General features: G+C 65.5%; 20 protein-coding genes and 3 tRNA genes. 17 read left to right on the forward strand and 6 right to left on the reverse strand.

Annotation, left to right across the window (positions count from 1 at the left end; all coding sequences use genetic code 11):
• Window positions 1–82: 82 nt before the first annotated feature.
• Window positions 83–2,116, forward strand: a complete 2,034-nt coding sequence (gene dnaG, locus N2K95_RS05210; protein ID WP_260653224.1) for a DNA primase — start codon at window positions 83–85, stop codon at window positions 2,114–2,116.
• Window positions 2,117–2,189: 73 nt separating this feature from the next.
• Window positions 2,190–2,262, forward strand: a tRNA-Asn gene (locus tag N2K95_RS05215).
• A 45-nt stretch (window positions 2,263–2,307) separates the two neighbouring features.
• On the opposite strand, the gene N2K95_RS05220 is transcribed toward N2K95_RS05215, so the two are convergent.
• Complete coding sequence (locus N2K95_RS05220; protein ID WP_260653225.1) at window positions 2,308–2,763, reverse strand: NUDIX domain-containing protein; 456 nt, start codon at window positions 2,761–2,763, stop codon at window positions 2,308–2,310.
• 113 nt (window positions 2,764–2,876) lie between these two features.
• Between N2K95_RS05220 and N2K95_RS05225 the strand changes: the two genes are divergently transcribed.
• The 8 genes from N2K95_RS05225 (at window position 2,877) to N2K95_RS05260 (ending at window position 10,062) form a co-directional block, all read left to right on the forward strand.
• A tRNA-Asn gene (locus tag N2K95_RS05225) sits at window positions 2,877–2,949 on the forward strand.
• A gap of 374 nt (window positions 2,950–3,323) precedes the next feature.
• Window positions 3,324–4,760 carry a sugar porter family MFS transporter gene (locus N2K95_RS05230; protein ID WP_260653226.1) on the forward strand — a complete coding sequence of 479 codons (1,437 nt, stop codon included), beginning with the start codon at window positions 3,324–3,326 and terminating at the stop codon, window positions 4,758–4,760.
• A 101-nt stretch (window positions 4,761–4,861) separates the two neighbouring features.
• The gene (locus N2K95_RS05235) at window positions 4,862–5,650 is read left to right on the forward strand and encodes a phage holin family protein (protein ID WP_260653227.1); all 789 of its coding nucleotides are present in this window, start codon (window positions 4,862–4,864) and stop codon (window positions 5,648–5,650) included.
• 36 nt (window positions 5,651–5,686) lie between these two features.
• Window positions 5,687–6,328, forward strand: coding sequence for a CDP-alcohol phosphatidyltransferase family protein (locus tag N2K95_RS05240; RefSeq protein ID WP_260653228.1), 642 nt, complete (start codon window positions 5,687–5,689; stop codon window positions 6,326–6,328).
• A gap of 48 nt (window positions 6,329–6,376) precedes the next feature.
• On the forward strand, window positions 6,377–7,309 hold the full coding sequence (locus tag N2K95_RS05245; RefSeq protein WP_260653229.1) for a DMT family transporter: 933 nt from the start codon (window positions 6,377–6,379) through the stop codon (window positions 7,307–7,309).
• Window positions 7,306–8,505: a glycosyltransferase gene (locus N2K95_RS05250; protein WP_255793399.1), complete on the forward strand. Its 1,200-nt coding sequence runs from the start codon at window positions 7,306–7,308 to the stop codon at window positions 8,503–8,505. Before N2K95_RS05245 ends, N2K95_RS05250 begins: the two co-directional genes overlap by 4 nt.
• A gap of 72 nt (window positions 8,506–8,577) precedes the next feature.
• Window positions 8,578–8,651, forward strand: a tRNA-Ile gene (locus N2K95_RS05255).
• 226 nt (window positions 8,652–8,877) lie between these two features.
• Complete coding sequence (locus tag N2K95_RS05260) at window positions 8,878–10,062, forward strand: acyl-CoA dehydrogenase family protein (RefSeq protein ID WP_260653230.1); 1,185 nt, start codon at window positions 8,878–8,880, stop codon at window positions 10,060–10,062.
• A 295-nt stretch (window positions 10,063–10,357) separates the two neighbouring features.
• On the opposite strand, the gene N2K95_RS05265 is transcribed toward N2K95_RS05260, so the two are convergent.
• A complete protein-coding gene (locus tag N2K95_RS05265; RefSeq protein ID WP_313771182.1) occupies window positions 10,358–10,930 on the reverse strand; it encodes a M23 family metallopeptidase in 573 nt (190 codons plus the stop codon).
• Window positions 10,931–11,383: 453 nt separating this feature from the next.
• Between N2K95_RS05265 and rpsB the strand changes: the two genes are divergently transcribed.
• The 6 genes from rpsB to N2K95_RS05295 all read left to right on the forward strand — a co-directional run bounded on the left by rpsB (window position 11,384) and on the right by N2K95_RS05295 (window position 16,760).
• Complete coding sequence (rpsB, locus tag N2K95_RS05270) at window positions 11,384–12,277, forward strand: 30S ribosomal protein S2 (RefSeq protein WP_255793402.1); 894 nt, start codon at window positions 11,384–11,386, stop codon at window positions 12,275–12,277.
• Window positions 12,278–12,405: 128 nt separating this feature from the next.
• On the forward strand, window positions 12,406–13,245 hold the full coding sequence (tsf, locus tag N2K95_RS05275) for a translation elongation factor Ts (RefSeq protein WP_260653232.1): 840 nt from the start codon (window positions 12,406–12,408) through the stop codon (window positions 13,243–13,245).
• Window positions 13,246–13,397: 152 nt separating this feature from the next.
• Window positions 13,398–14,117 (forward strand): UMP kinase, encoded by a 720-nt coding sequence (pyrH, locus tag N2K95_RS05280; protein ID WP_313771183.1) that lies wholly within the window; start codon window positions 13,398–13,400, stop codon window positions 14,115–14,117.
• Between the two features lie 357 nt (window positions 14,118–14,474).
• Complete coding sequence (frr, locus tag N2K95_RS05285; protein WP_255793405.1) at window positions 14,475–15,032, forward strand: ribosome recycling factor; 558 nt, start codon at window positions 14,475–14,477, stop codon at window positions 15,030–15,032.
• A gap of 77 nt (window positions 15,033–15,109) precedes the next feature.
• Entirely contained in the window at window positions 15,110–15,997 is an 888-nt protein-coding gene (locus N2K95_RS05290; protein WP_260653234.1) for a phosphatidate cytidylyltransferase, read from the forward strand.
• Between the two features lie 184 nt (window positions 15,998–16,181).
• Window positions 16,182–16,760 carry a DivIVA domain-containing protein gene (locus N2K95_RS05295; protein WP_260653235.1) on the forward strand — a complete coding sequence of 193 codons (579 nt, stop codon included), beginning with the start codon at window positions 16,182–16,184 and terminating at the stop codon, window positions 16,758–16,760.
• Here N2K95_RS05295 and N2K95_RS05300 read toward each other — a convergent pair.
• Genes N2K95_RS05300 through N2K95_RS05315 form a run of 4 tightly spaced genes read right to left on the reverse strand, consistent with a single transcriptional unit; the run spans window position 16,757 to window position 20,646 of the window.
• Window positions 16,757–18,280, reverse strand: a complete 1,524-nt coding sequence (locus N2K95_RS05300) for a sodium/solute symporter (protein WP_260653236.1) — start codon at window positions 18,278–18,280, stop codon at window positions 16,757–16,759. The two genes, N2K95_RS05295 and N2K95_RS05300, sit on opposite strands and share 4 nt — an antisense overlap.
• Before the next feature lie 27 nt (window positions 18,281–18,307).
• Window positions 18,308–18,688: a DUF485 domain-containing protein gene (locus N2K95_RS05305; RefSeq protein WP_255793409.1), complete on the reverse strand. Its 381-nt coding sequence runs from the start codon at window positions 18,686–18,688 to the stop codon at window positions 18,308–18,310.
• Window positions 18,685–19,425: a LytR/AlgR family response regulator transcription factor gene (locus N2K95_RS05310; RefSeq protein WP_260653237.1), complete on the reverse strand. Its 741-nt coding sequence runs from the start codon at window positions 19,423–19,425 to the stop codon at window positions 18,685–18,687. Before N2K95_RS05310 ends, N2K95_RS05305 begins: the two co-directional genes overlap by 4 nt.
• A gap of 9 nt (window positions 19,426–19,434) precedes the next feature.
• The gene (locus tag N2K95_RS05315; RefSeq protein WP_260653238.1) at window positions 19,435–20,646 is read right to left on the reverse strand and encodes a sensor histidine kinase; all 1,212 of its coding nucleotides are present in this window, start codon (window positions 20,644–20,646) and stop codon (window positions 19,435–19,437) included.
• Window positions 20,647–20,860: 214 nt separating this feature from the next.
• On the opposite strand from N2K95_RS05315, the gene N2K95_RS05320 reads away from it, so the two are divergent.
• The gene (locus N2K95_RS05320; RefSeq protein ID WP_255793412.1) at window positions 20,861–21,232 is read left to right on the forward strand and encodes a DUF485 domain-containing protein; all 372 of its coding nucleotides are present in this window, start codon (window positions 20,861–20,863) and stop codon (window positions 21,230–21,232) included.
• Window positions 21,233–21,250 lie beyond the last annotated feature (18 nt).

Consider the following 21,250-nt stretch of genomic DNA (forward strand, 5'->3'; position numbering starts at 1 on the left):
CGGGGCTGCGGTCCCGGGCGCTGAGTGCGTCCACCGTCTGGTCCCCGGCGCCGGTTTGGCGGGGAAGAATAGACTGGATGCTATGGCCGGACTGATCAAGCGTGAAGACATCGATGAAGTGCGGCTGCGTACCGACATCAAAGCAGTGATCGACGGATACGTAACCCTGAAATCTGCAGGCATCGGTTCCTTCAAGGGTCTGTGCCCGTTCCACGACGAGCGCTCGCCGTCCTTCCATGTCCGCCCGCAGGTGGGCAGCTACCACTGCTTCGGCTGCGGTGAGAGCGGCGACGTGATCTCCTTCGTGCAGAAGATGGACCACGGCACCTTCTCCGAAACGGTCGAGAAGCTCGCCGCCCGGCTTGGCTACGAACTGCACTACGAAGACGGCGGCACCGGGCCGCGCCGCGAAGACGTCGGCAAGCGCCAACGCCTGCTGGATGCACACAAGGTGGCCGCGGAATTCTTCCGCAGCCAGCTCGGCACGCAGGGTGCCGCCGCAGCCCGGAACTTCCTGCAGGAGCGTGGCTTCGACCCGGCAGCGGCGGAGCATTTCGGTGTCGGCTACGCACCGCAGGGCTGGGACTCCCTGCTGAAGCACCTCACATCCAAGGGCTTCACCCGCGAGGAACTGGCCGAGACCGGGATGTTCTCCACCGGCTCGGACGCTTCCCGGTTCTACGACCGCTTCCGCGGCCGCCTGATCTGGCCCATCCGCGACCTCACCGGTGCCGTGATCGGCTTCGGCGCACGCAAGCTCTACGAGGACGACCAGGGCCCCAAGTACCTGAACACCCCCGAAACCCCGCTCTACAAGAAGTCCCAGGTCCTGTATGGCATTGACCTGGCCAAGCGGGACATCGCCAAGACCCGGCAACTGGTGGTCGTGGAGGGGTACACCGATGTGATGGCCTGCCACCTGGCGGGCATCACCACCGCCGTCGCCACCTGCGGCACCGCCTTCGGCACCGACCACATCAAGATCGCCCGCCGCCTGCTGTCCGACGACGGCACCGGGGGAGAGGTCATCTTCACCTTTGACGGCGACGCCGCCGGGCAGAAGGCGGCCCTGCGCGCCTTCGAGGAGGACCAGCGGTTCACCGCGCAGACCTACGTGGCCGTGGATCCCAACGGCATGGACCCCTGCGATATCCGCCAGACGCACGGCGACTCCGCCGTGGCTGAGTTGATCTCTTCCCGCCGCCCGCTGTTCGAGTTCGCGATCCGCTCCACGCTGCGCAAGTTCGATCTGAACACCGTGGAGGGCCGCGTCTCGGCGCTGCGTGCTGCGGCACCGGTGGTGGCGGACATCCGTGACCCGGCCATGCGCCCGGCGTACGCCAGGGAGCTGGCCGGTTGGCTGGGGACCGACGTCGACGACGTCAGCCGGGCGGTCAACGCCGCCACCAAACGGGGGAAGGCAGCCCCCGGCGCAGACACTGCCGGGCAGACCATACCGGCCGGACGCAGCCCGGAAGGGCAGCAGGGCCGGCAGCAATACGGCCAGCGCGGGGGCCAGCAGCGCGGCAGCCAGCAGCAGTACGGGCGGCGCGATGAGCAGCCGCGGCAGTGGCAGGGCCAGAACCAGACGTACGGCCGGGAGCAGAGCCGGCCGCAGGAACCGGAGCCTTCATCCGCGTTCAGCCGTCCCAACCTGAGTGATCCCGCTGCCCGGATGGAACGCCAAGCCCTGGAAGTCGCACTCCAGCAGCCGGGAATGCTCGACGCGGGGCAGTGGGAACGCTTCAAAGCGGTCCGGTTCACCGTCCCGGCCTATGTTGCCGTCCATGATGCGATCCGTGCCGCGGGCGATGCCGGAACCGCCCCCGCGGCCTGGGTGGAACGGGTCCGCGAGGAACTGCCGGAGCCGCTGCGCGGTTTCGTCAGCGAGCTGGCCGTGACGCCGCTGCCTGCCCGTGACGCCGATGCGCTGGCCATGTACTGCCGGGACATCCTCAACCGGCTCTTTGAGCTGCAGGTGACGCACCTGAAGGCAGAGAAGCTGGGCCAGCTGCAGCGGCTGGACCCCAACGCCGACCAGGAGCTGTTCCACCAACTCAACCGCGAACTCATGGAGCTGGAAATGCAGCGCCGGGCTCTGCGGGGAGACCAGTAAGGGCCCGGGTTCCTCCGGCGGGGCGCCGATTTCGTTTCGGCGCGGAATCTCTGTAAAGTAAAACCTGCCGCTTTCCCCCGTAGCTCAATTGGCAGAGCATTCGACTGTTAATCGAAGGGTTACTGGTTCGAGTCCAGTCGGGGGAGCAAACAAGATCCCTGACCTGCAGCTATGCAGGTCAGGGATCTTTTTTATGTGCTCGGGAGTACGGCTGGATCCTCCGCCAGATCCCCGAGCCTGGCCCCCAGCCCGCCGGCAAGGACATGGGCCTGGGGGAGCGGCATCCACCAGCAGGTCCACGAGACCGGTGATCCGCCGTCGTCCGGATCCGGTTCTCCCGCTCCCCAGCGGGCGGAGACGCTGCTGGCCGGAACCTCCAGCTGGAAGAAGTACCGGGTAGCTGTCTCGGGCCGCAGAGGCCGCAGGTCGTAAACGGATTCGCCGAGGTACCTCCGCACCTTTCCGGCCACCCCGGTCTCCTCACGCAGTTCACGGACCGCGGCATCGGCCGGCTCTTCGCCCGGCCGGACCGTCCCCGCCGGGACCTGCACACCCGTGATTTCCATCGGTACTGCGTTATGGGTGAAGACAAGCAGATGATCCTGCTGCACCGCGTAGCAGACGACTTTCCGGACCTGTTTAATCATGGGCAACTGTCTCACAGGCCGGCAACGCGGCGTCGGAACCACTAACGGCGGAGTCCCGGGGCGGACCGGTTCGGAAGGACCGGCGATTTACTGTATAGTTGAGGACGCCGCTTTCCCCCGTAGCTCAATTGGCAGAGCATTCGACTGTTAATCGAAGGGTTACTGGTTCGAGTCCAGTCGGGGGAGCAAGCAGAGGGTCTGTGACCGGGTTTCCCGCGTCGCAGGCCCTTTTTTTATGCGCCCGCCGCGTCCCGGCGGAGGCGCCGTCACGGCCGTCCCCGCGTGAGGGAATGCCGGGAAACCTGTGATCTGAATGACACCGGAACGGGTGTGTCCGCACGGAACCTTCTTCTCCGAGGTTGCCGGCCGCCCTCGGTCCTGCCGGAATTCCGGTGCCGCGGCCTTCCAACACCGCGGCGGGTTGTCCCGCGTTTCTGCCGTTGGAGCCGCGCTTCGGCTACCGTGCATGAACAAGCATGCTTAGTGTTATGCGTAGGCTTAAGTGTTTTGACACCAGTCACGTGTACGCAGCTAGTTGAGTAGAAAACGAGGAACGGTCGATGGGCGCGACTCAGCCAGGACCCAACAACGGCAAATCCGAACGGGTGGCCCACCCCGGCAGGGTGATTGGTGTCACCGTTGCCGCAGCGGTGGGCGGTTTGCTTTTCGGGTTTGATACCGCAGTAATCAACGGCGCGGTCGATGCCATCGGAGAGGAATTCACCCTCAGCCCGGGCATCCTCGGCTTCACCGTGGCCATCACGCTGCTGGGCTGTGCCGCCGGCGCCTGGTTCGCCGGCCAGCTGGCAGACAAGCTTGGACGCAAGTTGGTCATGGTCGGCGCCGCCGTACTCTTCGCAGCCAACTCCGTGGGATCCGCGCTGGCATTCAGCGAATGGGACCTGATGCTCTGGCGGCTGGTCGGCGGTCTTGCCATCGGCACCGCATCCGTCATCGCCCCCGGCTACATTGCCGAGGTTGCCCCCGCAAAATGGCGCGGCGCGCTGGGCTCCGTCCAGCAGCTGGCCATCACCATCGGTATCTTTGCCGCACTGCTTTCCGACGCCTTCCTGGCCAATACGGCCGGCAGCGCGCTCGGCGAACTCTGGTGGGGCCTGCCGGCCTGGCGCTGGATGCTGCTCGTCGGCGTCGCGCCCGCCATCGTCTACGGCGTCCTGGCACTCACCATCCCGGAATCCCCGCAGTACCTCGTCCGGAAGAACCGCGACGCGGAAGCCGCCAAGGTGCTCACCACCATTTCCGGCGTGACGGACACGGACCGCAAGATCGCCGATATCCGCGACAGCTTCAAGAGCCCGCAGCCGACCTTCCGCGACCTGCGCGGGCCCAAGTTCGGACTCCAGCCCATCCTCTGGGTCGGCATGGCAATCGCCGCGTTCCAGCAGCTGGTCGGCATCAACGCGATCTTCTACTACTCCACCACCCTGTGGAAGTCCGTAGGCTTCAGTGAGAGCGACTCCTTCACGACGTCGGTGATCACCTCGATCGTGAACGTGCTGATGACACTGGTCGCCATTGCGTTCGTGGACCGCATCGGCAGGCGCAAGCTGCTGATGATCGGTTCGGCCGGTATGTTCGTGGGCCTGCTGGCAGCCACCGTTTCGTTCTTCCAGGCCGTGGACGTAGACGGTGAAGTCTCCCTGCCCGGCATCTGGGGCCCGGTTGCCCTGGTCGGCGCGAACCTCTTCGTGGTCTTCTTTGCGGCAACCTGGGGACCGGTCATGTGGGTTACCCTCGGCGAGGTCTTCCCGAACAACATCCGTTCCCTGGCCCTGGGCCTGGGCGCCATGGTCAACTGGATCTTCAATTTCATCGTTACCCTTGCCTTCCCGTGGGTCAGCGATAACTTCGGAGTCTGGATTATGTACGCCATCTTTACCGCGTTCGCGGTGCTGTCCTTCTGGTTCGTGAAGACCAAACTTCCCGAGCTGTCCGGCCGCGAACTCGAGGACCGCGAGGGCCTCGAAACGTCCTAACGTGCCATTGGTGCGGATGGGCAGACTGATAACGCTGAGGAGAATGGTAATTTGGGGTTATGGCAACGGTGAATACTGAACAGGGGACGGAGGCTGGGCGCATGAACCGCTCCGCTAGCACTCGGACACAGCGAACGGCGGGGAGCTCGTCGCTGGTGGGGCTGGCGAAAGTCATGGCCCGACTGACGCCGCGCCAGCTGAATGACGAGTTCGCCCTCGCCACAGCCGAAATGAAGCAGAAGGGCATCAAGGCCGGCATTGCCGCGGCCTTCATGGTGGTGGCGCTGCTGATGGTTGCGGCTTTGGCCATCTCGCTGCTTGTTGCCGGCATCATGGCGCTGTCACTGATTATGCCTGCCTGGCTGGCTGCGCTGCTGGTTGCCGCCCTGTTCCTAGTGATCGCCGGTATTGCCGGATTCATCGGCTACAGCCGCTTCAAGAAGGCGCTGCCGCTGCTTCCCGAGGAAGCCATCCGCGGCGTGCGTTACGACCTCGGCGTGCTGAAGGAAGGCCGCAGCTTCGATCCGGCTACCCTGGACAAGCCCAAGGAGCCGAAGGAAAAGAAGGACAAGAAGGCTGAGAAGGCGGACAAGCCTGAAGGCCCGAAGCCGCCCACCCCCGAGGAACTGCGCACCCGTGCACGCCAGCGCCGCGAGCACATTGCCGCGGTCCGGGACGGACTGGGCGAGAAAGTGGACGTCAAAGCCCGCATTCAGGAGCTGAAATCCCGCCGGGCTGCCGCAGCCCGCAGCAACGAAGACAGCGCTGCCGGTCCTTCCGCGGCCGACGACGTGCTGGCACTGATCAAGGAACGCTGGCAGCCGCTTTCGGTCATGCTCGCCTCGCTGCTGGCGCTGCTCATCATGTCCCGCCGGCTCGCGCGAAAGTAAGCTGTACTCGTACATCTTTGACGAGGGGAACGGACCGTGATCAGATTCATCGGTGCCGGAGCGCGTCCCGATACGGAACTCACCGTATTGGAACGGTTCTGGACCCTACCGAATCTGGTCACGGTCCTTCGTTTTCTGGGCATCCCCCTGTTTGTGCTGTTCGTCAGCGAGGACCGCTACGGGAGTGCGTTCCTCACGCTGGTAGCGGTGGGCAGCACGGATTGGATCGACGGCTATCTGGCCCGCCGGCTGAACCAGGTCTCAACCACCGGACAGTGGCTGGACCCGGTGGCGGACCGGCTCGCGCTGATCATCGTGGCCGCCACCTTCGTGGTGGACGGCATCGCACCGGTGTGGCTGATCCTCAGCATCGCCGTTCCGGACGCCGTCCTGATCGTCAACTCCCTGCTGCTCTTCCACGGCAATCCGGACCTGCCGGTCAGTCTCGTCGGAAAAATCCGGACAGCACTGCTGCTTCTGGGTGCACCCCTGCTGCTGCTGGGCCGGGTGGACGGGTATGACTACCAGTGGCTCTGCTCCGCCGGTTCCGCCGTGCTGGCACTGGGCTGCATCGGCCATGTTGCAGCAGCCGCCGGGTACCTGGTGGCCGCGTGGCGCAAATACCTGCACCAGCGCGGCTCCGTTTACGCCGGAACCGGAACCGGCTATGCACCCTAGGACGGCTTCCGGCCGCCCGCGCCGCGGATTCCAGCCCGGGCAGTGCCGATGGTAGGCGTTGCCGTCGCCTGCGCCCTCGCAAGCGCCTTCTTCCTGGCCTTCGGCGCCCAGCGCCAAGGCAGCGCCGTGAAGGCCGACACAGGCGGCCTGGCCCTGAATACCTCCCAGATCAGCCGGCTGCTGCGCAACCCCCGGTGGCTTCTTGGCCTCCTGCTGCTGGGCACCGGCATGGCCCTGAATGTGGCGGCACTGTCGATGGCGCCCCTGACCGTGGTGCAGCCGATCGGTTCCATTGCGCTGGTGATCACCACCGTGGTGAATTCACGGGATCAGGGCCTGCACATGAACCGCATTACCGTCGCGGCCATTACCGCATGCGTGGCGGGCAGCATGCTGTTCGTGTCCCTGGCCATCATGGTCACCCGCACCGAGCAGGTAGTGGAGCCGCGGCAGGAAGTGACGATTGTCCTCATCCTCGCCGTCGTCGTGGTCTTCTTCGGTGGTCTGAACCTGGTCTTCCGTAAACGGCTCCGTGCGATCGCGCACATTCTGGGCGCCGGCATCCTGTTCGGGTTCGTCGCCGTCCTGACGAAGGTTATTGCCGGTGACCTGCTCAACCCGAACGGCCGGTTCCTGCTGAACGTGCCCTGGTACACCATCGTGGCGGTTGCAGCCGCCGGCGCACTGGGGTCCTGGTTTGTGCAGAACGCCTATTCCAGCGGGCCGCCGGACCTGGTGATCGCGGGGCTGACCGTCATTGACCCCATGGTGGGGATAGCCATCGGCATCGGTGTCCTGCATGAACTGCGGCCGGATGTTCCGGCCGTCGCCGCGGTGGCCATGTCCGTGGCGGCCTTGATTGCTATTGTTGGGGTCGTTGCCCTCTCGCGGTATCACCCTGACGTTATCCAGCGTCGGAATGAAGAGCGGAGGCGGCAAAAGCCGGCCTCAAAGAACCCGAAAGCAGGACCACCAACGTGACCGACGCCCCGGTAGACCAACCGCTGACTGTCCTCATTGCCTGTGACACCTATCCTCCCCACCTGAACGGTGCCGCGCAGTTCGGCTACCGGCTGGCCCGGGGGATGCACGGGCGCGGGCACAACGTCCATGTCCTGGCACCGAATGACGTCAACGGCGGCAGCCGCAGCGATCTCGGGGGTGAGTGGCCGGTGCACCGGCTCCGTTCCCACGGGGTTCCCACGCACGAGTACTGGCGGATCTGCCTGCCCTGGGAGATTAAAAAGGAAATCGCGCTGCTCTTCGACCGGGTGCAGCCCGACGTCGTGCACATCCAGTGCCACTACATGGTGGGGGAGTACACCCTCTACGAGGCCCGCAGGCGCGGGATCCGCGTGATTGCGACCAACCACTTCATGCCAGCCAACCTGGATCCGTTCCTGCCCTTCCCCAAGTGGCTGAAACGGATCGTCGCGACCAACTCCTGGAAGGACATGGGCAAGGTGATGGGCCAGGCGCAGGTGGTCACCACCCCCACGCCGCTGGCCGCCGAGGCCATGTACCGCCATGCCTTCCTGCATGACGTGATGGCGTTGTCCAACGGCATTGACGCGTCGGTGTATGAACTGCATCCGGGGGAGAAGATTCCCCCGCACGAGGCGCCCACCGTCCTGTTCGTCGGTCGGCTGGCCGAGGAAAAACACGTGGACGTCCTCATCGACGCCGTAGCCAAAACCCCGGCCCATCTCGGTGTGCGGGCGGAGATCGTCGGCGGCGGCGAGGTCCGCACCGCGCTCGAAGCCCAGGTGCAGCGGCTGGGACTGCAGGACCGGGTGGTGTTCCGCGGGCTGATCTCCGACGCCGAACTGCGCGAGGCCTATCTGAAGGCCGATCTGTTCTGCATGCCCGGCACCGCAGAGCTGCAGTCCCTGGTGACGCTGGAGGCAATGTCGGCGTCCAAGCCGGTCCTGCTCGCCGACGCCATGGCCCTGCCGCACCTCGTGGAGAAGGGGCGCAACGGCTACCTCTTTACGCCCGGCGACAGCGACGAGTTGTCCGGCCGCATCACGGAGATCCTTGAACTCTCCCCGGAAGACCGGCAGAAGATGGGCAGGACGAGCCGCGACATGGTGGACCGGCACAGCCTGGAAGCCACGCTGTCCACCTTTGAAGATCTCTACCGGGGCGATCCCGGGAGACCGGTGCCTGCGGCCTGATTGGTTGTCCGGTCCCCGGACACACTAGGATGGCATCGTTGCCTTTCGGGCACCGATGCCTTTCCGGCACCGGGGGCTGTAGCTCAGCTGGTCAGAGCAGCGGACTCATAATCCGTGGGTCGTGGGTTCAAGCCCCACCAGCCCTACAAGATTCCGGGCCTTCCAAGAGATTGGGAGGCCCGGATTTTTCTTTGGCCAGGTGCCCGGCGATGCGCTTCCAGCCGGCGCCGGCATTGGCCGCAGTATTTCTTACCGCCCGAATAAGTTCCGCGGCACGTTGTGATCGTTGTTACTGGTGGGTAACATAGGCTCAGCCGGTTCCCGGACGGGCACCAGTGGATCACCGATGATCAGCAGCGAAGGACATTTTCCATGGGAATTATCGACGTCGACAACCTTCCGTACCCGGACGGCGACTTCTACGCATTCGAGGACCTGCTCAGCGACAAGGAGCGCGACCGCCTGCACGAAATCCGTGCCTGGCTCACCGCCGAGGTCAAGCCGCATGCAGCCGACTGGTGGAACGCCGGGGAATTCCCGCACCACATGATCCCCAAGATCGCCGAACTGGATGTCATGAGCCCGGTGTACCGCCAGGGTTACTCCAATCTCTTCGCGGGCCTTTGCCACGCCGAGGTGACGCGTGCCGACACGTCCTTCGCCACCTTCCTCGGTGTCCACGACGGGCTCTTCACGGGCTCCATTGAGGCCCTGGCCTCCGAGGAGCAGAAGGCCGCCTGGCTCCCGGACATCTACGCCATGAAGAAGATCGGCGCCTTCGGCCTGACCGAACCGCTGGGCGGATCCGACGTCGCCGGCGGTACCCGCACCACTGCCCGCCGGGACGGGGACAACTGGATCCTCAACGGCGAAAAGCGCTGGATCGGTAACGCGACCTTCTCCGACTGGGTGGTCATTTACGCCCGCGACCTCGAAGACAACCAGGTCAAGGGTTTCATGGTGGATACCAAGACGCCGGGCTACACGGCCACCAAGATTGAAAACAAGATTGCGCTCCGCACGGTGCAGAACGCCGACATCGTCCTGGACAACGTGGTAATCAGCGACGACTTCCACCTCAAGGGCGCCAACAGCTTCCGCGACACCAACAAGGTCCTGAAGGTCACCCGCCTCGCGGTGGCCTGGCAGGCCGTGGGCCAGCAGATGGCTGCCTTCGACGTCGCCCGCAAGTACGCCGTGGAGCGCAAGCAGTTCGGCAAGCCGCTGGCATCCTTCCAGCTGGTGCAGGAACAGCTGGTGAAAATCCTGGGCAACACCGTCAGCTCGCTGGGCATGATGGTGCGTCTGGCGCAGCTCGAGGACCTGGGCCAGGCCAAGGATGAGCAGTCAGCCCTGGCAAAGGCGTTCACCACGGCACGCATGCGCGAATCGGTGGCCCTGGGCCGCAGCATCCTGGGTGGAAACGGCATCGTCACCGACTATGGGATGGCCAAGATCTTTGCCGATGCGGAAGCCATCTACTCGTATGAAGGCACCTACGAGATCAATACCCTGGTCACCGGACGCGCCATCACCGGAGTTGCCGCGTTCGTCTAAGCCTGTGACGTAACCGGGACCAGCAAAGAACCCCGGCCGGATCCTGTCAAAGGGTCCGGCCGGGATGGTTTAACGTCCGGCCGGGCGGGACAAAGGCGGTACGGGCCGCCGGCGGCGGACGCTGTGCGGGAGGGTAGGCCGCAGGGCGGCGGGGATGCCGTGCGGGAAGGTGCCGGGACATCGGCCGTACCGGAAGGCGCCTGGCACGACATCCACTGAGCAGATGAAGGGGTAATGGAGCACGGATAAGCCCGTTACCTGCTCAGTAGATTGGCGACGGACCGGGATAAGCCCGTTACCTGCTCAGTAGATTGGCGACGGACCCGGATAAGCCCGTTATCTGCTCAGTAGATCGCCCCGCCGGAAGAAGCACTGAAGGTCGGCGGTCAGACACGTAACGAAGCGGATCCTTGTAGTCGCCGTCCAGGCGGACGCCCCAGTGCAGGCATCCCGTACTGCAGTGCGACCCGGATCCCACCGACCCCACCGCGGTTCCCTTTGCCACTGCAGTGCCCACCGGCACGGAACTCTCCAGCGGCTCGAAACTGCTCTTCAATCCTCCTCCGTGGTCAATGGTCAGGACCCTCCGGTCCACCACCCAGCCGGCAAACACAACCCGTCCTCCCGCCGGAGCTTTTATCTCCGCACCGGCAGGCGCCGCGAGGTCGACGCCCCGATGTCCAGCCAGCCACCGCTGCGCCGGCGGATCAAAGCTGCGGATGAGGGCAGGCACCGGGTCCAGCGGCCAGGTCCAGGGCGGAGAATAAACCGCAGCCGCTGCGGGTGCGGGGTCTGTTGCCGGGGGGCGCTGCCGGGGCGCCCGCCGCCAATGCCGCCGCCGCCGCCGCCGCCAGCACCGACAACACACGTGTTCCTTTCATGCGGCAACAGTGCACCCGGGCCGGCGACGGACTCCGGTTCACCCCGTCGCCTGTGGACCGGAGGGGAAGGCGGGCCGGGTGGGGAGGAGAAGCTCCGGCCGGGACGGCAGGACCCCGGCGCTGTAGTACACTTGACGGAGCAGCTTGCTGTGCCATGGGACCTGCCCGGACGCTCTGTCCGGGCCCGGTCCCGGGTCTGGCCTTTCCGGTCACGACCAACAGGTACGGAAGCTGACTACGCGTGTCCCAATTATCCCCTTCAAGGGGGTGCGTCTCCAGCGGTCCGGCACTGCCGGCAGGGGAAGCACGTCGAAGCTCCCTCAAGGGCAACGGCTGATGGACACCAGGAGCTTCGCCCGACCGGGCGTACAGCTAAAACCGTCAATTGGCAGTAGGACCAGTGCGCCGTGCGCACGGCTGCTGCCGGAAGGAGTGACGACATGCCCGTCGTTACAATGCGCCAGCTGCTCGACAGCGGCGTTCACTTTGGTCACCAGACCCGCCGTTGGAACCCGAAGATGAAGCGTTTCATCTTCACCGAGCGCAACGGCATCTACATCATTGACCTGCAGCAGTCGCTGTCCTACATCGACCGCGCGTTCGAGTTCGTCAAGGCCACTGTTGCCCACGGCGGAACCGTCCTGTTCGTCGGTACCAAGAAGCAGGCGCAGGAAGCCATTGCAGAGCAGGCCACCCGTGTTGGCCAGCCCTACGTCAACCAGCGCTGGCTCGGTGGCATGCTCACCAACTTCCAGACTGTCGCCAAGCGGATCCAGCGCATGAAGGAACTCGAAGAGATCAACTTCGACGACGTTGCTTCCTCCGGCCACACGAAGAAGGAACTCCTGCTTCTCCGTCGCGAACTGACGAAGCTCGAAACCAACCTCGGCGGCATCCGCAACCTGACCAAGGCTCCGTCCCTGCTCTGGATTGTCGACACGCAGAAGGAACACCTCGCCATTGACGAGGCCAAGAAGCTGAACATCCCCGTTGTTGCCATCCTGGACAGCAACTGCGATCCGGACGACGTCGACTTCCCGATTCCGGGCAACGACGACGCCATCCGCTCCGTCAACCTGCTGACCCGCGTCATTGCCGACGCCGTGGCTGAGGGCCTGATCGTCCGCCACAACAAGTCCGGCAACAACACGGAAGCCCCGGCCGAGCCGCTGGCCGAGTGGGAGCGCGAACTCCTCGAAGGTGCTGCTGAGACCCCGGCCGCTGACGCCGCTGCTGAAGCTCCCGCTGCCGAAGCTGCTCCGGCCGCCGAAGCTCCCGCTGCTGACGTTGACGCCATCGTCGACGCCCCGGCAGCTGAAGTAACCGAGAAGTAAAGAACGTATTTCCTTAGTCCGGGGGATCGATTCCCCCGGACCCGGGCTGTGGTGCGGCTGGCCGGTTATCCGGCCAGCCGTACTGGCAGAACCGCACCAATACTTATTACGGGAGGACTGGAGTCCAAATGGCGAACTACACTGCTGCTGACATCAAGGCACTGCGCGAGCGTACCGGCGCGGGCATGATGGATGTAAAGAAGGCTCTGGACGAGGCCAACGGCGATGCCGACAAGGCCATGGAGCTCATCCGCATCAAGGGCCTCAAGGGCGCGACCAAGCGTGAAGGCCGTTCCACTGCTGAGGGCCTGGTTGCCGCCAAGGTTATCGACGGCACCGTCGGCGTTATGATCGAGCTCAACTGCGAGACCGATTTCGTTGCCAAGTCCCCGAAGTTCATTGAACTGGCGGACAAGGTTCTGGCCGCTGCTGTTGAGTCCGCTGCTGCCGACGCCGAAACCCTCCTCGCCTACAACGTTGACGGCAAGCCGCTGTCCGAGGTTGTTGTCGAAGAAGGCGCAATCCTGGGCGAGAAGGTTGTTGTCCGCCGCGTGGCACGCATCGAAGGCAAGACCGTTGACGCGTACCTGCACAAGACCTCCAAGGATCTTCCGGCACAGGTCGGCGTGCTGTTCGCCGTTGACGGCGAAGGTGCAGAAGCTGCCACCGCCGCCCACGACATCGCCGTGCACACCGCTGCATACGCTCCGACCTACCTGACCCGCGACGAAGTTCCGGCAGAGACGGTCGAGAACGAACGCCGCATCGCTGACGAGACGGCACGCGCCGAGGGCAAGCCCGAAGGCGCACTGCCCAAGATCGTAGAAGGCCGCCTGACCGGTTTCTTCAAGGAAATCGTCCTGCTGGACCAGCCGTTCGCCAAGGACGCCAAGAAGACCGTGGGCAAGGTTCTCGAAGAAGCCGGTGTTGCACCGGCAGGCTTCGCCCGCTTCCGTGTAGGCGCCTAATTATTTAGGCAGCAACGGTTTCGACGGAAACGTCATCATGACAGAGGGGGTGGTCACCATGGGTGACCACCCCTTTTGCCTGTCCAGAACAGCTCACTAGTCTTTAAGAGCAGCACCAGCACCTATGCCCGGGAGGCACCATGGCCCACGTATTGAAAGAATCCGACTCACCGCGACGACGCGTCCTGCTGAAGCTCTCAGGGGAGGTCTTCGGCGGCGGCAAGCTCGGAGTGGACCCCGAAACCGTGCGGGCAGTGGCCAAGCAGATCGCTGCGACAGTAGGCGAGGTCGAGGTGGCCATCGTCGTCGGCGGCGGGAACTTCTTCCGCGGCGCGGAGCTCTCCCAGAGCGGCATGGACCGCTCCCGCGCGGACTACATGGGAATGCTCGGCACCGTGATGAACTGCCTCGCCCTGCAGGATTTCTTGGAGCAGGCCGGCGTCGAAACCCGGGTGCAGAGCGCCATCACGATGGGACAGGTTGCTGAGGCGTATATCCCGCGGCGCGCCATCCGCCACCTCGAAAAGGGCCGCGTGGTCATCTTCGGTGCCGGTGCAGGCCTGCCCTACTTCTCGACCGACACGGTGGCCGCCCAGCGGGCGCTCGAGGTGCACGCAGACGAGGTGCTGATGGCCAAGAGCGGCGTGGACGGGGTCTACACCTCCGACCCCAACAAGGACTCCACCGCCGTGCGGCTGGAAACCCTGACCTACGACGACGCGCTGCGCCAGGACATCCGCGTTATGGACCAAACGGCCATGACCATGTGCAAGGACAATGACCTGAACATGGTGGTGTTCGGCATGGAGGGTGAAGGCAACGTCACCCGCGCCATCCGCGGCGAGAAGATCGGCACCATCGTTTCTAACTAACCGGTCCGCTGGGCGGTCCCTGCGGGACCTGGAACGGCGGCAACGAAATCCCCTCGGCCGCAGGCGGCCTCCGGGATTTAAAGCCGCCTTCCTCCAGGTCCCTCCGGGACCGGACCGCAGGCTCACGCACGTCGAAACGAATTACCTTGTTCTCCGCAGCGGGACGGTTGCCGTTCAACCTCCAGCTCTGAGGTGGGGGCTCGGTGCAGGGAACCCGGACCCTTTTGCGCCGAAAGGGTTTCCCTACACCTCGCAGGCTCGGTGCAGGGAACCCGGACCCTTTTGGCTTAGGATGATATTAGAGCCCGGCCACATAGCGGGTAGCGCTGTGTGGACACTGTTTTATGAGGAGAGACCGTGATCGAAGACACCTTGAAAGAGGCCGCCGAAAAGATGGACAAGGCGGTGGAAGTTGCTAAGGAGGACTTCTCCTCCGTCCGTACGGGCCGCGCCAACCCGGCGCTGTTCAACCGGGTGCTGGTGGATTACTACGGTTCCCCGACACAGCTGCAGCAGCTGGCGTCCTTCGCCACCCCGGATGCCCGCACGCTGCTCATCACCCCTTACGATGTCAGCGCCCTGCGTGCCATCGAGCGGGCCCTGAGTGATTCCGAAGTAGGCGCAAACCCGTCCAACGACGGCAAGGTCATCCGGGTCATCATGCCCGAACTGACGCAGGACCGCCGTAAGGAATACGTCAAGATCGTCCGCGGCAAGGCCGAGGATGCCAAGGTTTCCGTCCGTAACATCCGCCGCAAGGCCAAGGACGGCATTGACCGCCTGGTCAAGGACAGCGAGGTGGGGGAGGACGACGGTGCCCGCGCTGAAAAGGATCTGGACGCCCTGACGAAGGCGCACACGGATTCCATCGACGAGCTCCTCAAGCGCAAGGAAGCCGAGCTTCTCGAGGTCTGATGAGTGACGCCCAGCCTCCAACCCAGGCTGGCGGTTCACCGTCCGTCGAGACTGTTCCCGCAGCGAAGGCCAACGAAATGAGCGCAGCTGATTCCGGACAGGTCCGGGGCCGCGGCGCCCGGGACCGCCGCGGTGCCGGGAAGCCTGCAAAGGTCTCGCGTGCCGGACGCAACCTGCCTGCTGCCATAGCCGTCGGCGTGATCCTGCTGGGGTCGCTGCTGCTCGGCCTGCTCTTTTTCCCGTTCGCCATTGTGATTATCGCGGTGGGTTTCGCCGCTGTCGGCGTGTGGGAAGTCAACCGCGCCCTCGAGGTCCGCGGAATGAAGGTTCCCCAGGTGCCCGTCCTGGTCGGATCCGTGGGGCTGCCGTTCGCGGCGTACTTCGGCGGCACGGAGGCGCTGGCCTTCGCCATGGTTGCGACGGCCGTGGCCATCCTGCTGTGGCGGAGCATCGACACAGCCGCCGAAGCGATCCAAAGCATCCTGGCCGGCATCTTCGTTGTCCTCTGGGTGCCGTTCCTGCTGAGCTTTGCACTGTTGCTGCTGCGCGAGCCGAACGGGCAGGTCCAAGTGGCCGTACTGCTCCTGCTCGTGGTCTCCAATGACACCTTCGGCTATCTGGTGGGCGCCTTCTTCGGCAAGCACCCGATGGCCCCCAAGATCAGCCCGAAAAAGTCCTGGGAGGGCTTTGCCGGATCCGCGGCCGGTGCAGCAATCGTGGGTGTCGGAGCGGCGGTCCTGTTCCTGGACCAGCCCTGGTGGTTCGGCGTGGTGCTGGCAGTGGCGACGGTGGCAGCGGCAACCGCCGGCGACTTCTCCGAATCCATGGTCAAGCGGGAGCTGGGCGTGAAGGATATGTCCAACCTGCTCCCGGGACACGGCGGAGTGATGGACCGGCTGGACTCAGTGGTCTTCGCGTCCCCGGTGGTGTTCCTGCTTTCGGTGCTGCTTTCCACCGTTTCGTAGCGGCGTCCGGAACGGAACCGTAACGGTCCGGCAACGGGCGGTGCGCCGGAACACGAAGCTGAAGTGCCGGCATCGTACGATGTTTCAGAGTTTTTCAGACGATGCCGGCAGGAGCCCTGCAAAAACACCGGGTTCCGGCGGTAGTAGTTCCGCAAGGAAATGACCACAGAGGAACAATTTATTCATGGATGATGCGCGGCAGGCCAGTGCCCCTTTTGAGCGCGTGGGACGACGGGACTTCGGCTACAACATCCGCCAGGTCGATGAGTTCCTGACCAGGGCCCGGGACTACTACAACTCGGACTCCACCTCCGCCCATCCGGTGACCAGCGCCGATGTCCGCTCCATGGCATTTGACCCGGCGAAGGGCGGCTACGAACCGCAGGCGGTGGACGCCGCCCTGGACCGCCTGGAGGATGTTTTTGCCCAGCGGGAACGCGACCGCCTGATCGCGGACCGCGGCGAAGAGGCGTGGCTGCTGCAGATCGGCCGGATGTCCGCGGTTCTGCGGGCCCGGCTGCACCGCAAACCGGGGGAGCGGTTCCGCCGCCCCGGAAAGAAGCGCGTTACCAGTTACAACATCGAGGACGTTGACGCCCTGTGCAACGAGCTCCTCGGCTACTTTGAACATGACCGCCCGCTCAGTGTTGACGTGGTGCGCCGCGCCGTCTTCCGTGAGGCCAAGGGCGAGCAGGGCTACGAGGAAAGCCAGGTGGACGCCTTCCTGGACCGCGTCGTCGAACTGATGGCCTCCATCGACTAAACGGGCTTACTGCCCCCGGATCCGGTTCCGGCACCCGCACCCGGCCGGGCCCGGTCCAGCGGCTCCGGCGTATGCAGCCGGGCCAGGAACTTCGCCGCCCCGCCCGGCGCCGATCCGGCAGTCAGCCGGGAGACCAGGACCGTCACCGCGAACGCGGCGGGAACGGTCCACGCCGCCGGCTGCTCGATCCAGGCCGGGATCCCTGCACCGACCCGCGGCAGGACGGCCGCAGCGACCATCGCTCCGCCGCACAGCAGCGCACCGGTCAGCATTCCGGCTCCTGCCCCGGACGCCGTCAGCCGGCGCCACCAGATGCCCAGGACCAGCAGAGGGCAGAGGGTGGAGGCGGTGAACGCAAACACCGTGCCGATACTCCCGGCCAGCGCCGAGGACTCAGTCAGCAGCGCAATGACCAGCGGCACAACGGCGGCCAGTACAGCGGAGACCCGGAACCCGGCAACGCTGCCGCGGAAGAATTCCTGGCTGATCACCCCCGCCAGTGACACCGTCAGTCCGCTGCTGGTGGAGAGGAAGGCAGCAAAGGCCCCGGCCGTGACCAGCGCCGCGAGCAGGTCCCCGGAGGCGCCGTCGAACACGCGGCCGGGCAGCAGCAGTACCGTGGCGTCCGAAGCGCCGCCGTCTGCCAGATCAGGGGCATAGATCCTGCCCAGTACGCCGTAGGTGATCGGGAAGATGTAGAAGAGCGAAAGCAGGCCCAGGACAATCAGCGTGGTCCGCCGGGCCGAGGCGCCGTCGGGATTGGTGTAGAAACGCACCAGCACGTGCGGCAGGCCCAGCGTGCCGCAGAGCAGCGCGATGCTGAGGGAAATGTTGCGGTACAGCGGTGCGTTGGTCTCCGGGTTCAGGGCTTCCGTGAGCAGCTGGCCGCCGTCGGGGCCGGGAGGGCCGTCGCCGGCGAGGCGGAAGAGGATGAACAGCACCGGCACGGCAATCGCCGCCAGTTTCAGCCAGTACTGGAAAGCCTGGACAAAGGTGATGGAACGCATCCCGCCGGTCACCACGCTCAGGCAGACGACGCCGGTCACGACCAGGCAGCCGATCTCTGCGGGCAGCCCGGTGGTGATGCGCATGGTGAGGGCCGCTCCGTGCAGCTGCGGCACAATGTAGAGCCAGCCGATGGCGATCACCAGCAGGCTGGTCAGGCGCCGCACCGGGAGGGACTCCAGCCGGGCGTGCGCGAAATCCGGCACGGTATAGGCTCCGGACCGGCGCAGCGGCGCCGCGACGAAGAGCAGCAGCATCAGGTAGCCGGCCGTATAGCCGATGGGGAACCAGAGTGCGTCCACCCCGGAGGCGACAATCAGGCCGGCCACGCCCAGGAAGCTGGCCGCGGAGAGGTATTCGCCGCCGATGGCCGAAGCATTCCACCAGGGTTTCACCGTCCGGGACGCCACGTAGAAGTCGCTGGTGGTCCGCGAAATCCGCAGCCCGTAAAAACCGATCAGCAGCGTGGCCGCGGAGACCAGTGCCAGCGCGGTGTAACCGATGCCGGGGCTCATGCCCGCGACCGCATCCCCGGTCACCGGCTACCGCCCGTCCACGAGGTCACGGTAGCGGGTTTCGTTCCGCTGGGCACTGTGCACGTACAGCAGTCCGCAGCCGATGACCAGCGGATAGACACCGACGCCGAGCAGGATCCACGGCGCCGGAACGCCGAAGACAGTCAGCTCGGCAATCACCGGCAGGAAGGCAAGCAGCACCGGGACGCTGAGCAGGATCAGCAGGAAGCCGCCGCCCACCACCAGGGCCAGCCGGAGCTGGCTGCGGATCAGCGAACCGATAATCAGCTCGCCCACTTCGGACTGCTCGTCCAGTTCCCGGGAGACAGGGAACGGTGCTGCACCCGTGCCGGGAGCAGTGACCCGGACCCGTGGGGGTACCTGGCTGTGGAGCGGGTCGCCGGTCACGACGTCGGCCGGACGCGGCCGGCGTCGAGCGTTCCGCGAACAGCCGGCAGGTGCCGCCGGCTGACGGGAAGGTCCACCTCGCCCAGCTGCACGCTTGCCCGCCCGCCGGTCAGCCGGACCTGGCGGATGTGGTGCCGGGCCACCAGGTAGGAACGGTGGATCCGGACAAAACCGGCGCCGGCCCACTGCTCTTCCAGGTCCGCCAGGGGAACCCGGATCAGGTAGCTGGCATCGGCGGTGTGCAGCCGGGCATAGTCGCCCTGCGCCTGAACGTAGCGGATGTCGCCGCGGGGGATGATCCTCGTCGTCGCGCCCTGGACCACGGTCACGACGTCGGCGTCCTGGGGTTCGGCGTCGGCCGTGAGTTCACAGATGCGGCGCACAGATTCGGACAACCGCTCCGGCCGCACCGGCTTGAGCAGGTAGTCCAGGGCGGCCAGGTCAAAGGCCCGCAGCGCCTGGTCCTCATCCGCCGTCACGAAGACGACGGCGGGCGGCCGCTCCCGGCGGTTCAGGGCCTTGGCAATGTCGAGTCCCGAGAGGGCCGGCATGTGGATGTCCAGGAAGACGGCGTCGATGTTGCGGGTCTCGATCTCGTGCAGCGCCTGGGCGCCGTTGGCGGCACGGTGCACGGTGCCGATCCGGGCATCAAGGCCCAGAAGGTAGGCGAGTTCCTCGACAGCAGGAGCTTCGTCGTCGGCAACGACAACAGTGAGCGGCCGGAGAGGTTTGCGCATGGAAAAAGATTACGCGCCCGTGGGGCTGTTCTCCGGCTGCGACTTGGGGACACGCATGGTGATCAGGGTGCCGGCGCCGGGAGCAGTGTCGATCACGAGCCCGTGGTTCGGCCCGTAGACCTGGCGCAGCCGCACATCAACGTTGCGCAGGCCCACATGGTCGCCGTCCGCATGCCCGGCCAGGACGGAGCGCAGGTACTCGGGGTCCATACCCACCCCGTTGTCCTCGATGGTGATCACCGCGTCCGCACCGGCGTCGACGGCGGCAATGCTGATCCGCCCCTGCCCGTCCTTGGTTTCCAGACCGTGCCGGACGGAATTCTCCACCAGGGGCTGCAGGGACAGGAACGGAATAACGGTGCCCAGCACCTCGGGGGCGATCTGCAGTGCCACCTTCAGCCGCTCCCCGAAGCGTGCCCGTTCCAGCAGGAGGTACCGGTCCACCGATTCCAGTTCCTGGGCGATGGTGGTGAAGTTGCCGTGGCGGCGGAAGGAATAGCGGGTGAAGTCGGCGAACTCGACCACCAGCTCCCGGGCGCGTGCCGGGTCGGTGTTGATGTAGGACGCAATCGCGTTCAGGGAGTTGTAGATGAAGTGGGGGCTGATCTGCGCCCGGAGGGCCCGGACTTCGGCCTCCATCAGCTGCGCGCGGGAGGCATCCAGTTCCGCCAGCTCCACCTGCGTGGCCAGCCAGGCAGCCACCTCATTGGCCGCACGGACCAGCCCGGCGCGGACCTCGGGGGCGAACACCGCCACCGTGCCGACGGTCTCGCCGTTGACCGGCAGGGGGCAGATCAACAGTTCGCAGCCACACTCCTGCAGGCCCAATGCCCGCAGTGCGGCGCCGCGGAAGACCCGTGTCCGGCCGGACTCGAGCACCAGCGCTGCTGCGGTCAACAGCCGTTCGCGGCGGAACGGTGTGTCATTGACCGTCCCGTCCCATGCCAGCACGGCGGAGGCATCGGTGATCACCAGGGTGTCGCAGTCCAGCAGATCACGCAGGTGGCGGCTGGCCTTGCGGGCGCCGGCCGGGGTCAGGCCGGCCCGCAGATGCGCCGAGGCGAGCGACGCCGTGTGCAGTGTGGCGTAGGTGGCCTGTTCGGCGTCGGACCCCAGGTCCCGCTGCGAGCGGCTGAGCCGGAAGCCGAGCGCACCCACCGCTGCGACGGTCAGGACGGCGACGGCGCAGATCAGGGCGATATCGACGGCGGGACTGAGCATGCACCCACCCTAGCCGCCCGGCCGCCGTCCCCGCCGTTCGACGCCGTCGAGCACCGTTCACCGCAGAGAACCGACCGTTCACCGACGCCCGGGTGCGCCTGGCGCATCACGGCGGCGGACTGAGGGAAAGTGATAAGCGTCACAGCTTGCACAGCGTCGTGTCCTGACCTCCACAGGTGGATGCCGCGCGGCGGGCCCCACTAGAGGAGGAACAATGGCTGAAGAGCAGCCGGTTTCACACGCTGCGCACCCGGAACAGGTGGACTTCCGGGACGTCCAGAGCTCGCCTGAGTTCCAGGAACTGCGCAAGCGCCAGCGCAGCTTTATTTTCCCCATGGCCGTGGTTTTCCTGGTCTGGTACTTCGCGTACGTCCTGCTGGCCGACTACGCCCACGAATTTATGTCGACTCCGGTGATCGGGAACATCAACATGGGCCTGATCCTCGGCCTGCTGCAGTTTGTGAGCACGTTCGGCATCACCATGTGGTACGTCAGCTACGCCAACCGCAAGATGGACCCCCTTGCGGCGGATCTCCGCCGTGACCTTGAGGCCCACGGAGTAAGCCGCCCGGAGGAGACGAAGTGAACAGCCTGCACATTTCCG

Origin of the sequence: Arthrobacter zhaoxinii (assembly GCF_025244925.1) — a bacterium.
GTDB classification, from domain to species: domain Bacteria; phylum Actinomycetota; class Actinomycetes; order Actinomycetales; family Micrococcaceae; genus Arthrobacter_B; species Arthrobacter_B zhaoxinii.